The following is a 14260-nucleotide window of genomic DNA, read 5'->3' on the forward strand; positions in this document are numbered from 1 at the left end:
ATTGGTACTAAAAATTATAATGAGAAACCTAAATACAACTACTTTCAGATTTAGTGCGCAGTCGTTCGACTCCCGCGGGAAAGCGAGAAAGCCGAGACCCTGCAGGAGCGTAGCGACGAAGCGGCTTGGCGCTCGCCCGCAGGAAAGCGAACGACGGAGCACTAAATCATGTTTAGGGGAAAACCTAAGTATATTTTTAATGGCCTCCGGCCCTTCGTTTCAACAATGGTATCAAAGAACTGTCCTATATATTTATTATTCGAACCGCATCATTAAAAAATAACCAGAAAAAGTGGGGGATTAAAGTGAAGAAAGAAGAACGCATGGCCGCTGATATATTTGAACAGATCGGTGGCAAAGATAACATTCAACGACTCGCGCATTGTATGACACGGCTACGCTTCACCCTAAAAGACGACAGCAAAGCCAACATCGACGCACTTAAAAAAATCGACGGCGTCATGGGCGTAGTTGAAGACGACACCCTACAAGTCGTCGTCGGACCAGGAACCGTCAACAAAGTCGCAGCCGAAATGAGCAAAGTCACAGGACTTGCCATTGGAGAAGAAGCAGATCCAGACGACGATAACCTAACATTCAGCGAAAAAGCAGCACGCGACAACGCAAAACGCAAAGAGAAAAACAAAACACCATTTAAAGGGCTCCTCAGAAAAATCGGGAACATCTTCATCCCGCTAATCCCAGGACTCGTCGCGTCTGGACTTCTAAACGGAGCGGTAAACTTCGCCAAAAACGCAGAAGTCGATGTCACAACATCTTGGATGCAAATCCTTCTCATCCTGGGGAGTGGCGTCTTCATGTACCTAATGATTCTAGTCGGTTGGAACACAGCGAAAGAATTTGGCGGAACCCCGGTTCTCGGTGCCATTGCAGGGGCAACATTATACCACCCTGGGCTCGCGGATATTGTCATTTACGGCGAACCATTAGTCTCAGGGCGCGGCGGATTATTCGGCGTCATTTTTGCAGCATTCCTCATGACCGTTGTTGAAAAACGAATTCGCAAAGTCATGCCAGCTGCGGTTGATATCATATTTACACCATTATTGACCATATTGATCGTCGGGTTCTTCTCACTTTATGCAGTCATGCCAGTTGCAGGCGTATTATCAGACGCCATCACTTCAGGCATCAACTCAATCCTTGACGTAGGCGGCGTACTCGCAGGTGCACTACTGGCTGGATTCTTCTTGCCACTCGTTATGGCAGGACTCCATCACGGCCTAACGCCAATTCACTTGGAACTAATCGAAACACTCAGCTACACAGCATTACTACCGATCCTCGCAATGGCAGGCGCAGGTCAAGTCGGCGCAGCAATCGCGATCTTCGTGAAAACGAAAAACAAACGCCTACGCAACATCATCAAAGGGGGACTCCCAGTTGGCTTCCTCGGAATCGGCGAACCGCTACTATACGGGGTTACACTCCCACTCGGTCGCCCGTTCATCACAGCTTGTATGGGCGGCGCAGTCGGTGGGGCATTCCAAGCGGTGATGCATGTAGCAGCAACAGGAATCGGCGTATCAGGTATTTCACTCATACCCCTAATCGCCGACAACAAATACCTGTTCTACTTCTTAGGCCTATTATGCGCCTACGTATTCGGCTTCCTCTTCACCTATACGTTCGGATTCAAAGAAGAAATGGCAGACGGTATTTAAATACGAGGGGGGGAGTAATTCCCCTCTTTTTTCTATTAAAAAAGGAGCTGTATCAAACATGCTAGGCGTATCAATCTATCTAGGAAACGACAAAATCGAAAACATAAACGAATACCTACAACAAGTAAGCGAGTCAGGATTCACATCCATCTTCACATCCCTACATATCCCAGAAGACGACCCAACAAAATACACAGAACGACTAAAAGCCCTAGGATCCGCAGCTAAACAAAACAACCTAGAACTCATGGCTGATATCTCACCAAAATCCCTCGGGCACCTAGGCTTCACCTGGGAAAACGCAGCGGGACTCCTAGAATGGGGCGTCACAGGACTAAGACTAGACTACGGTATATCCGAAGAAACCATGGTCACACTATCCAGCACTATGAAAATCGCCCTAAACGCCAGCACCCTAACAAAAGAAATCCTAAACAGACTAAAATCCAACGGCCTCAATACCAACGCAGTCGAAGCCTGGCACAACTTCTACCCAAGACCCGAAACAGGACTCGACAAAACACAATTCCAAAAAGTAAACAACTGGCTAACAAACGAAGGCCTAACCGTCATGGCCTTCATCCCAGGCGATAAAGACTTAAGAGGACCTTTGCATGAAGGCTTGCCCACACTAGAAGACCATCGACACACATCACCATTCGAAGCCCATCTAGACCTAATCAATAACTGCTCAGCCGAAAAAGTCCTAGTCGGAGACTTAAACCTAACTGAAGAAACCCTAGCGCAATTCACAGCCTATCAAGAAGGCATCATAAAACTTCGCGCAAAACCAGTAACAGCCAATAAAGAATACCAAAACATACTAGCAACCATCCAAACCAACCGCTGGGACGCAGCCAGAGACGTCGTCCGGTCAATGGAATCCCGAGAATACGGCCTACTCGGAACCCGCACGTTAGAACCACAAAACACCGTCGAACGACCAATCGGCTCAATCACCATCGACAACCAAAACTACGGCCGATACAAAGGTGAAATACAAATCACCAAACGGAACCTACCCGCAGACGAAAAAGTAAACGTCATCGGACAGGTAATAGAAGAAGATCAGCCGCTACTCCAATACATAAACGGCGGCATGAAATTTCAAATTGAATTTGTCTGAAAGTGGACTCGCTTTTCAAACACCTAGAAACAACTCTGCGAAATCAAAAAAGCAATCCTCACGGATTGCCGCATAAAAAAATCCCCATCCAACCCAGACGGGGATTCCTTCTATCTACAACTCCAAATGTTCCTTCAACTCACCAGTAATTCCTTGTAGCTCGGCATCATTCATCATGTAATACCAAATGCTATTAATTGTCTGGCCTTGTCCTTTTTCAACATAAAGCTGATCAACATTCTTCACAGCCTCACGGTAATTCTTCTGAACTTCAACCATCTCATCAAACGTCATATTCGTTTTCACATTATTCCCAATCGCACCGAAAATGCTCTTATAGTTCAACAAACTACTAACCGAAGCACCTTCACGTAACACCGCTTGAATGACTTGCTTCTGACGATCCTGACGACCAAAATCACCACGTGGATCCTCATAACGCATACGCACAAAAGAAAGTGCTTCTTCACCATTTAAAGAAACCTGCCCTTTCGGGAACGTATGCCCACCAGCTTTAAAATCCAGTGTGTTATTAATAGAAATACCACCAACGGCATCGACAATATCTTTAAAACTATCCATATTCACCTGAACAACATAGTCAATCGGGATATCAAGCAAATTCTCAATACTAGCCATCGCCATCTCAGTACCACCAAACGCAAACGCATGGTTTACTTTATCATTAACCCCGCGCCCAACAATTTCCGTATACGTATCACGTGGAATACTCACCATTTTAGTAGATTGTGTTTCAGGATTGACAGTCAAAACAATAATCGTATCAGAACGACCGCTATCACCTTCACGTGCATCGACACCTAAAACCAACATTGAAAACGGCTCTTGCTCCTTAAACACAACAGGCTCTTCACGTTTTTCCGACACAACGCGCTCAATCGGTTCGTGAATATCTTTTGCAGTATCAGTCAAATCCTTATAGATCATGACGCCATAAACAACGACACCTAGAACAAGAACACCAAGAACACCGAAAATCCACGGCCAAACTCTTTTTTTCTTCCTTTTACTCTGTCTACTCATCTGTTATTCCCCCAGTTATTCAGCTATAAAATAATCAATCAAGGCATCTGCCCAAAGTTCAGCGCCGTCACTTGTCGGCCAATTTTGTTCAGTTAAATACTGAGCTAACGCATCCGAGTTTACTTCCGGCCATTCAGTCCAATGGTCAATATACGGGATGCTGTTTGTATCAGCAAAACTTTTTACAGATTCAACCCATATTGGGTAGTTCGTTGCCAAACGTAACATTTGTGAGGGATGTAGAATAACGACAGCATCCTCAACTTCAGCTTTCACGTTGCCAATAAACATCTGGATATGTTCGTGTTGTGTTTCGATAACAACGTCGCCGCTACTTCTTAATGTAAGGGGTTCGAACAAGACAACATCATAACCAACATCAAAATCGATTAAATCGTCCATCTCGTTGACAAATGAACTCGTATTCCCATCAAAATCAATAATTGAAACGTTCACAGAAGCGCCATAGGATGCTTCCAGTGAAAGTTGCAAACGTTCTGCGTATCCAGGGTCACCATAATCGATCGCCTCAGATCCAACAATCAGGAAATTAACAACCTCATCTGATTCCAACCGATCCCGGAATACATCTTGAACAACTTCGTCCTGATTAGCGGTCAATAGTAAGAGACGTTCAACATCAACTTCAGGTTCCTCTTCAACAACCTCTTCCTTATCCTCATCCACGGAACTAGAATCAACCTCTTCTATCGAGGAATTCTCCATCCCTTTAACAGAGTTAATTTTCTCTTTCCATTGAAAATAACTAAAAACTAATACTATTAGACAAATAATTACTACTATAATAGAGAGTACTTTTCGCATGACTAATAAATTGCTCCTTTCCTGGTGGAAATTGTCGAATCATTCCATAATAGTTCAATTATCGCATATATCATTCGAAATTCATATATCAAAAAATGTCGAACCGTGATATAATTACCGCTGTGTGAATTATTTTAAGTTAAAAGGGGTACATAAAATGGAAGAAACGATTAGCCTACAAGAGCTATTTAAAACCTTGAAGAAACGAATGGGACTCATTGCGCTCCTCACAATCATTGCAATTACCATTAGCGGTGTCGTCAGTTTTTGGGTACTAACACCAATCTACCAATCCTCAACACAAATTCTCGTAAACCAATCTAAAACAGAACAAGGGCAGCAAATGAATTCGCAAGATATTCAAGTGAACTTACAAATTATTAATACATACAACCAAATTATTAGAAGCCCAGCAATACTAGGCATTGTAAAAGAAGAGATGGACTTAGATCGATCAGTCGGCGCATTGATCAATCAAGTAACTGTGAATAGCGCACAAAACTCACAAGTCGTAAATATTACAGTGCAAGACGAAGATCCAAAAATGGCAGTGGACCTTGCCAATAAAATCGCAACAGTCTTTCAAAGTGAAATTAAAATATTAATGAATGTCGATAATGTCAACATACTAACGCCGGCAGAACTTGGGGCAAACCCATCACCAGTTAAACCAGATCCAATGCTCAATATGGCCATCGCAGCTGTTATTGGCCTCATGCTAGGTGTCGGTCTTGCATTCTTACTGGAATACCTAGATACAACAATGAAAGACGAACAAGATGTTGAAAACATCCTTGGCTTACCGATTATCGGCTTAATCAGTCCGATTCCAGATAGTGATATTGCAAAAATGAAAGTAGAAGTTGCCCAAAGAAGAAGAAGGAGGGGTTGAAATGGCTAGAAAAAGAAAGAACAAAATCGCCCAAACAGCGGCTCGAAAAGTCGTCACAAGCGTCAACCCGAAATCGATCGTATCTGAACAATTCCGTACAATGCGGACAAATATAAACTTCTCGTCAGCTGACGGAGAGTTAAAAACAATTCTCATTACATCGGCTTCACCAGGAGACGGGAAGTCGACAATTGCTGCAAATACAGCAGTTGTATTTGCACAAGAAGGTAAACGCGTTCTTTTAGTAGATGCAGATATGAGAAAACCAACCGTTCATTATACCTTCCACTTAACGAATACATTAGGATTATCAAACTTGCTTACGCGTCAAGCGGAGCTTTCAGAAGTGATTAATAAAAGTGATACCGAAGGGCTAGATATTGTTACATGTGGTCCGATACCGCCGAATCCTGCTGAATTACTAGCCTCACTTATGATGGACAATTTATTTGGGCAGATGGAAGATCAGTACGATATTATTATTTTTGATGCACCACCAGTGCTCTCGGTAACCGACGCACAAATCCTTTCGAACAAATGTGCTGGGACAATCTTAGTATTAAGTTCCGGTATAACAGAAAAAGAGAGTATTTTGAAAGCGAAAGAAGCTTTAGTTTCATCACAAGCTAAAATTATCGGTGCTGTATTGAATAACTTTGTATTAGATAATGACCATTATTATCAATACTATGGAACTGGAGAGTAAGGGGGAGAAACGCCCTATTGCTCTTTTTTCTGTTTAATACTTTATGATCACGGAGGAATACGAATGGTAGACATACATACACATATATTACCTGGGGTTGATGATGGACCAAAAACAATCCAGGAATCAGTGCAATTACTAGAGTTGGCAGCAGCAGAGGGCATTACAGATATTATCGCCACCCCTCATGCGTATAGTCCACATTTCGATGTACCAAAAGCAGAAGTGCTACAAAAAGTGGCATTGTTAAACGAAATTTCTCAAGAAAAAGATTTATCAATTATCGTGCATACAGGACAAGAATTACGTATAAAGGAGTATATCGTCGATAAGATTAAGTCCGGAGAAGCTTTGACGCTTGCAAACTCAAAATATGTCTTACTAGAACTACCGTCAAGTGGAATACCAGCCTATACGGTGGATGTCATCCAAGGTATTTTAAATCTAGACAAAGTACCCATCATTGCACATCCAGAAAGAAACCGTGCCATTTCTCAAAAGCCTGAGCGGTTGGCAAAGCTAGTGAATCACGGGGCATTGGCACAAATAACTGCCGGGAGTCTTGCAGGTCATTTTGGAAAACAAGTTCAACAACTATCATTACGCTTAGTTGAAGCGAATTTAATACATACCTACGGATCTGATGTCCATAATCCAATCACCCGTCCGTTTCTTTTTGAAAAGGGACTCGCATTTTTAGATAAACGAAAACTACATGATATAGCAGACATATTATTGGAAAACAATGACCGAATATTAACAAACAAAGATTTCATACTTCTGGAGCCAAATGAACTAGAATCGCAGAAATGGTGGAAGTTTTAAAGGGAAAATGGTATAATCAGTTATCATTTAATAGCTAAAAATGTCTAATAAAGTCGAATTCTTAAATAAATATATAAGTCAAATCACCTAGGAAGGAGTATGCATGTTGTCAGTCAAAAAAAGAACAACGTATTTAGCTTTCGTTGATTCCATAATTGTTCTATTTTCACTATACATCGGATACTTCATGTTGCATCCAACTCTTAATATATTCACGAGTAAAACGCTACTCTTAAGTGTCGTTACAATCCAAATCGCACATCATTTCTTTGCATGGCATTACGGACTTTACCGTAAAGCATGGGCGTATGCATCCATTGGAGAATTAAAATCTATCTTCAAAGCCGTAACATTAACAATTGCTATAGTTGCGGTCGTTCAACTTGTCGTTGTTCAAAATGTATACATACGAGCACTATTTTTAACTTGGATGCTGCACATTTTGCTAATTGGGGGATCGAGATTATCTTGGCGACTCATGCGGGACACGGTGAACCAGCATAATGGAAACGCAACAACGCGGACGCTCATTGTCGGCGCTGGACAAGCAGGAACAATGGTCGCACGTCAACTATTAAACAATCCGGAATCGGGCATGAAACCCGTTCTATTTATAGATGATGACCAATCCAAAAACGGACTTGAAATATTCGGCATTAAAGTATGTAGTGGTTCCAATCAAATCCCACAATTAGTCGAAGCGAATGAGATTGAGAAAATTATTATTGCGATTCCATCTCTACCGAAGCAAGAAATGGCTGATTTATCGCAGCTATGTATTGAGACAGGTGTTAAAACCCAAACAATTCCACGAATTGAAGACTTGATGACTGGGAAAGTGTCTGTCAATGATATGCAAGATGTTCAAATCGAAGACTTATTGGGCCGCGACGAAGTCCAACTTGACTTAAAAGCAATTGCAAACAAATTAACGGATAAGACTATTCTTGTCACTGGGGCCGGTGGTTCAATCGGTTCTGAAATTTGTCGGCAAGTGAGTGAATTCCGTCCGAAACGGTTGATTTTGTTAGGACATGGTGAAAGTTCTATCTATAGTATTGACATGGAATTGCGTCAAAAGGTTTCACCCGATATAGAAATACTTCCGATTATCGCGGATGTTAAAGACCGGAATCGTATTTTTGATATTGTTAGTAAATATAAACCAGATGTCATGTACCATGCGGCTGCGCATAAACATGTTCCTTTAATGGAAGCGAATCCGATGGAAGCTGTGAAGAATAACATTTTTGGTACGAAGAATGTTGCGGAGGCGGCGGACACCTTCGGCGTACCTTATTTTGTTTTGGTTTCTACGGATAAGGCGGTTAATCCTCCGAATGTTATGGGGGCGACGAAACGATTTGCTGAAATGATAATTCAAAATTTAGCGAAGAAAAGTGAAACTAAATTTGCGGCTGTACGGTTTGGGAACGTTTTGGGATCTAGAGGTAGTGTGGTCCCGTTATTCAAACAACAAATTGCAAAAGGCGGTCCAATAACAGTAACAGACCCAGAGATGACTCGTTATTTTATGACTATACCTGAAGCCTCGCGGCTTGTTATTCAGGCGGGGACGCTTGCGGCTGGCGGGGAAGTTTTTGTGCTTGATATGGGGGAGCCTGTGAAGATTGTTGATCTTGCGAAGAACCTTATTAAACTGTCAGGCTATAGTGAAAATGAGATTGGGATTGAGTTTTCTGGGATACGGCCTGGTGAGAAGTTGTTTGAGGAATTGTTGAATGAGAATGAGCGGCAGAGTGAGCATGTGTTTCCTAAGATATTTGTTGGGAAGGCTGAGCCGATAACAGTTACGGAAATGAACTTTGTTCTTGGAAGATTATTAGATATGGATAGTGTTGAAGTTAAGGATACGCTTGTTGGGTTGGCTAATCGGAAGGTTGTTAAGTTAAAGGGTAAAGCCACAGTTGGATAAAAAATGGTGGTTTAAGCCTCTTAATAACTATACAAGTTTCGCAACGAAAATTTTGGACACAGCCTTAGATAGCCGTCTAATAGCAATAATATGTATTTCATTATTTCATTTGTATAGAAAACAATAATGATTAGCTTAAAGAATTAAGAAATGAAAACACAATGTAATTAGTAATGTTATGGTGGGGGTTGGTATGCATGTTTTATCTGAGAATTAAAAGATTGATTGATTTCATTCTATCATTTATGGGATTGGTTATTTTATCTCCAGTATTCCTGGTACTCATAATTGCGATTAAACTGGATTCTAAGGGTCCGATATTATTTAAACAAAAGAGGGTCGGAATCCATAAAAGTTATTTTCATATACTCAAATTCCGCACTATGAAAATAGATGCACCAAAAGATACCCCTACGCACCTACTAGAGGATCCTCAACAGTATATTACTAGAATGGGGAAATTCTTACGAAAAACTTCACTTGATGAACTACCACAAATTTGGAATATATTCGTCGGTCAAATGAGTACTATTGGTCCGAGACCGGCTTTGTGGAATCAATATGATTTAATAGCCGAAAGAGATAAATATAATGCAAATGATGTAAAACCCGGTTTAACTGGCTGGGCACAAATAAATGGTAGAGATGAAGTACCTATTGAAGTTAAGTCTAAGTTTGACGGCGATTATGTTAGTAAAATGGGTCCGTGGATGGATATAAAGTGTTTCATAGGAACAATTTTTAGCGTATTTAAAAGTGATGGTATAGTTGAAGGCGGAACAGGTACGATTAATAAAAATGTGAAATCCGATGGAATTATGAGAAATAAATGAAATGTCAACAAGGTGACAATGGTTTATGCTATGCTACATAGGCAAATTCTGGAATCGCATTGGTAATAATTTTATATTTGTTCCCAAATTTAATAAGTGTGACTTATCCATGAAAAAGGTGAAATATATGAAAGTGCTTGTCATTGGTACCAATAGCTATGCGGGAAATCAGTTTGCCAAGAGAATGAAAATTGATAATGGAAGTTGGAAAGTTGACTTTATCTCTGTCAGAAATGATGAATGGAAAATGAAAGATTTTTCTACTTACGATGCAATTTATCATGTGGCTGCTATCGTCCATTTAAAAGAGAAACCTCAAATGAGGGAATTGTTTTTTCGCGTTAACAGAGATTTAACTTTTGAACTTGCCAAGAAAGCAAAAGCTGAAAGAGTTAAGTCATTTGTTTTTCTTAGTACAATTGCGGTTTACGGGTTAATTGGATATATAGGTAAAGAAACGATAATTGATAAAAGTACACTAGAAAAACCAAATTCATTTTATGGAAAAAGTAAGTTGGAAGCTGAACAGTTAATTAAACGTCTATCCAATGAAAGTTTTAACGTATCGATACTTCGTATTCCTATGATTTATGGTTATAAGTGTCCCGGTAATTATACATCTTTAAGTAAATTGTCAAGAATAATACCCATTTTCCCCAAAATAGATAATAAGCGAAGTTTAATTTATATCGATCATCTGTCTGACTTGGTATCATGGATAATTAAGAACAGGATTTCTGGTAAATTTTTGGTTAAGAACCCCGAAGATGTCAGTACTTCGATTATGGTTAAAGAGATTGGTAAATGCCATTTGAAAAAAATAATATTATCAAAGTTTATGGGTGAATTAATATCTAAATTAGGTAATAAAGTGATTGTATTAAGGAAAATGTTTGGAAATATCATATATGATTCTCAAGCATCTCAAATAGATGGTTTTAACTTTCGGGCTATTTCATTTGAAGATACAATTAAAATTTCAGAAGGAATAGAGTTGGGTGAATAATATGAAAAGGGACGTACTAATACTTTGCCAATACTTTTATCCAGAACAAATATCATCGGCTAATTTGCCTAAGGAGCTTGCACAAACACTAGTAGAAAAAGGTCTTTCCGTCAGCGTTTTTTGTGGTTACCCTTCAGATTACCTAGGTAAAGATTCCAATAAATATCCAATGCAGGAAGAACTTGATGGATTTAATATTGAACGAGTAAAGTACACTACATACAACAATAAAAGCCGTATTGGTAGAATGCTTAACTTTTTCACTTTTTTTATATCGATGCTTTTTAAAGTTCCAAAAATGACTAAATATAAAAGTATAGTAGTTTATTCTAATCCACCTGTATTACCATTAATTCCATATTATCTAGAAAAGTTTAAAGGAATTAAATTCCTTTTTGTTGCTTTTGATATATGGCCAGATAATGCGTTGAAATTAAATGCTATCAAAGAAAATGGTTTAGTGACAAAACTAATGCGTTTTATTAATAGACGAGTTTACTCAAAAGCATATAAAGCGATTGCGTTGGGGAATGAAATGAAGACTTACTTACTAGATAACAATATAGCAGAAAAAAGGGGAAATATAGAGGTCATTCCAAACTGGTACACAAATAATAATGCCCTTCTAGATACTTCAATACATTCCAATTATTTTAAAGAACTTAAGAATAGTTGGTCAGTAATCATATTTTATTCAGGTAACATGGGCCCATTTCAAGATATGAATACAATTCTCGCAGGAATAAAGGAGTTCGCAGGAAGTAGTGAAGTATTCTTTTTATTTTCAGGACATGGGAGCAAACGTCAGGATGTCATTGACTTTCAAATAGAAAACAAAATACCCAATATGATGGTACTTGGTTATTTACAAGGTGAAGATTATGCTGATGCATTAAAGATCTCGAACCTTTGTCTTGTGAGTTTAGAGAGAGGCATTGAAGGATTAGGGGTACCAAGTAAAACATATGGGTATATGGCTGCCGGAAAGCCTATTTTAGCTATAATGTCAGAGGAAACCGACATAGCACTAGATTTAAAGGAAGCGAATGCAGGTAGAACGATAAATCAAGGTGAGGTAGAAAACTTTATTTCTATAATCAATATGTATCTAAATAACAAAGTTATGCTGGTTAAACAAGGAGAAAATTCAAAGAAGTTATATGAAGAAAAATATACATTGTTGATTAACTCCGAAAAATATTATCAATTAATTAAAGAGGCTATAAAATTAAATGGAAAGTTGTGAGAATATGTTTAAGAATAAAACTTTACTAATTACAGGTGGAACAGGCTCTTTTGGTAATGCAGTTATGGAGCGATTTTTACATACAGATATAAAAGAAGTCCGAATTTTTTCCCGTGATGAAAAAAAACAAGATGATATGCGGAAAATTTATAATAATGATAAATTAAAATTTTATATTGGTGATGTGCGTGATCTGTCTAGTGTGAAATATGCAATGAATGATGTGGATTATGTATTTCATGCTGCTGCCCTTAAACAAGTTCCATCATGTGAATTTTTTCCAATGGAGGCAGTAAAAACAAACGTTATCGGTACTGAAAATGTCTTAAATGCATCTATTGAACACGGTGTAAAAAAAGTGATTTGTCTATCAACTGATAAAGCAGCCTACCCGATTAACGCAATGGGAATCTCAAAAGCTATGATGGAGAAAGTATTTGTTGCCAAAGCAAAAACTGTATCACCAGATAAAACACTTATATGCGGAACCAGATATGGAAATGTTATGGCCTCAAGAGGGTCTGTCATTCCTTTATTTGTTGAACAGATAAAAGAAGGCAAACCGCTGACAGTTACAGATCCAGAAATGACTAGATTCTTAATGAGTTTGGAGGAAGCAGTAGAATTAGTTGTATTCGCATTTCAAAATGCTCATGCTGGCGACATTATGGTCCAGAAATCCCCTGCATCAACTATTGCGGATTTAGCACAAGCTGTGAAAGAAATTTTTGACGTTGATAATGAGGTTAAGCTTATCGGAACTCGTCACGGTGAAAAGTTATATGAAACTCTACTTACAAGAGAAGAACATGTTGTTGCAGATGATTTGGAGGGGTTTTACAGAGTGCCCGCAGATAATCGCGATTTAAATTACGGTAAGTATTTTGAACAAGGCGATAAGAAGCTTTCGAATGATGATGAATATAATTCCCATAATACAGAACGATTAACGATAGATGAAATAAAAGAGAAGCTTTTACAACTCCCATATATACAACAAGAGTTGAAAGGATGGAAGCAACAGTGAAAATTCTTGTAACAGGGTCGTCTGGATTTCTTGGTAAAAACTTGGTAGCTGAGTTAAATAATCAAGGTTTTAATAACTTGTTATTATATACAAGAGAGAGTTCTAAAGAGGATTTAGAAGAGTATACAAAAAGTTGTGACTTTGTATTTCACCTGGCGGGAATAAACAGACCAGAAACTGAAGAGGAATTCATGGATGGTAACTATAGATTTACATCTGAGATATTAGAGCTTCTTAAAAAAAATAATAACAAATCACCAATCCTTCTCACCTCATCCATACAAGCAGAAAGTGATAATCCATATGGAAATAGCAAAAGAGCTGGTGAGGACTTGGTGTTTGAGTACTCAGAAGAAACTGGTGTAGATGTTTATGTATACAGACTACCAAACTTATTTGGAAAGTGGAGTAAACCAAATTATAATACAGTTGTTGCAACATATTGTCATAATATCTCAAGAGGTTTGGCTATTCAAGTCAATAACCCTGAAGCAGAACTTTTACTATGTTATATTGATGATGTTTTAGAGGAATTTGTAAAAGCACTGAAAGGCTCTCCTAATAAATTGAAAAATTACTGTACTATAAAAACAACCCACTCAATAAAATTAGGCGAATTAGCCAATCAAATTAAAAGTTTTAAGGCGAGTAGGAATTCTTTAAGTGTTCCATATATGGAAGATGCTCTTACAAAAAAACTTTATAGTACGTATTTAAGCTTTTTACCGGAAGATAAATTTTCATATGATTTGAAAATGAACATTGATGATAGAGGATCATTTACTGAGTTTATTCGTACGCCTGAAAGAGGTCAAGTTTCGGTTAATGTATCAAAACCTGGAATTACGAAGGGCAACCACTGGCATCATACTAAAAACGAAAAATTTCTAGTAGTTAGTGGAAAAGGCCTAATTAAATTCAGGAAAATAAATTCCGATGAAATTATTGAATACTACGTGAATGGTGAAAATCTTAAGGTTGTTGATATACCGGTTGGTTACACTCATTCCATTGTAAATATAGGTGAAATTGACCTTGTAACAATTATGTGGGTTAATGAATGTTATAATCCTGATAAACCAGACACAATATTTTTGGAGGTTTGATAA

At 38.7% G+C, this 14260-nt stretch carries 13 protein-coding genes; 11 read left to right on the forward strand and 2 right to left on the reverse strand.

Annotated features, from left to right (window positions below):
- Window positions 1–305 precede the first annotated feature (305 nt).
- Window positions 306–1685, forward strand: a complete 1380-nt coding sequence (locus AC25Y1_RS04970; RefSeq protein WP_488146848.1) for a PTS transporter subunit EIIC — start codon at window positions 306–308, stop codon at window positions 1683–1685.
- A 58-nt stretch (window positions 1686–1743) separates the two neighbouring features.
- Entirely contained in the window at window positions 1744–2811 is a 1068-nt protein-coding gene (locus tag AC25Y1_RS04975; RefSeq protein ID WP_488146849.1) for a DUF871 domain-containing protein, read from the forward strand.
- A 114-nt stretch (window positions 2812–2925) separates the two neighbouring features.
- Here AC25Y1_RS04975 and AC25Y1_RS04980 read toward each other — a convergent pair whose 3' ends face one another.
- Complete coding sequence (locus tag AC25Y1_RS04980) at window positions 2926–3855, reverse strand: LCP family glycopolymer transferase (RefSeq protein WP_488146850.1); 930 nt, start codon at window positions 3853–3855, stop codon at window positions 2926–2928.
- Between the two features lie 15 nt (window positions 3856–3870).
- The gene (locus AC25Y1_RS04985) at window positions 3871–4680 is read right to left on the reverse strand and encodes an SGNH/GDSL hydrolase family protein (protein ID WP_488146851.1); all 810 of its coding nucleotides are present in this window, start codon (window positions 4678–4680) and stop codon (window positions 3871–3873) included.
- A 157-nt stretch (window positions 4681–4837) separates the two neighbouring features.
- On the opposite strand from AC25Y1_RS04985, the gene AC25Y1_RS04990 reads away from it, so the two are divergent.
- The 9 genes from AC25Y1_RS04990 (at window position 4838) to AC25Y1_RS05030 (ending at window position 14257) form a co-directional block, all read left to right on the forward strand.
- Window positions 4838–5572, forward strand: coding sequence for a YveK family protein (locus AC25Y1_RS04990; protein ID WP_488146852.1), 735 nt, complete (start codon window positions 4838–4840; stop codon window positions 5570–5572).
- A gap of 1 nt (window position 5573) precedes the next feature.
- Window positions 5574–6278 carry a CpsD/CapB family tyrosine-protein kinase gene (locus AC25Y1_RS04995; RefSeq protein WP_488146853.1) on the forward strand — a complete coding sequence of 235 codons (705 nt, stop codon included), beginning with the start codon at window positions 5574–5576 and terminating at the stop codon, window positions 6276–6278.
- Window positions 6279–6341: 63 nt separating this feature from the next.
- Window positions 6342–7103: a tyrosine-protein phosphatase gene (locus tag AC25Y1_RS05000; protein WP_488146854.1), complete on the forward strand. Its 762-nt coding sequence runs from the start codon at window positions 6342–6344 to the stop codon at window positions 7101–7103.
- 106 nt (window positions 7104–7209) lie between these two features.
- Complete coding sequence (locus tag AC25Y1_RS05005; RefSeq protein WP_488146855.1) at window positions 7210–9039, forward strand: polysaccharide biosynthesis protein; 1830 nt, start codon at window positions 7210–7212, stop codon at window positions 9037–9039.
- 197 nt (window positions 9040–9236) lie between these two features.
- A complete protein-coding gene (locus tag AC25Y1_RS05010; RefSeq protein WP_488146856.1) occupies window positions 9237–9872 on the forward strand; it encodes a sugar transferase in 636 nt (211 codons plus the stop codon).
- A 127-nt stretch (window positions 9873–9999) separates the two neighbouring features.
- Window positions 10000–10878 carry an NAD-dependent epimerase/dehydratase family protein gene (locus AC25Y1_RS05015; protein ID WP_488146857.1) on the forward strand — a complete coding sequence of 293 codons (879 nt, stop codon included), beginning with the start codon at window positions 10000–10002 and terminating at the stop codon, window positions 10876–10878.
- A gap of 1 nt (window position 10879) precedes the next feature.
- On the forward strand, window positions 10880–12124 hold the full coding sequence (locus AC25Y1_RS05020) for a glycosyltransferase family 4 protein (RefSeq protein WP_488147029.1): 1245 nt from the start codon (window positions 10880–10882) through the stop codon (window positions 12122–12124).
- A gap of 4 nt (window positions 12125–12128) precedes the next feature.
- Window positions 12129–13151, forward strand: coding sequence for a polysaccharide biosynthesis protein (locus AC25Y1_RS05025; protein WP_488146858.1), 1023 nt, complete (start codon window positions 12129–12131; stop codon window positions 13149–13151).
- Window positions 13148–14257, forward strand: a complete 1110-nt coding sequence (locus AC25Y1_RS05030) for a capsular polysaccharide biosynthesis protein CapF (RefSeq protein ID WP_488147030.1) — start codon at window positions 13148–13150, stop codon at window positions 14255–14257. Before AC25Y1_RS05025 ends, AC25Y1_RS05030 begins: the two co-directional genes overlap by 4 nt.
- Window positions 14258–14260: the final 3 nt, after the last annotated feature.

Source organism: Sporosarcina sp. Y1009, assembly GCF_057669865.1.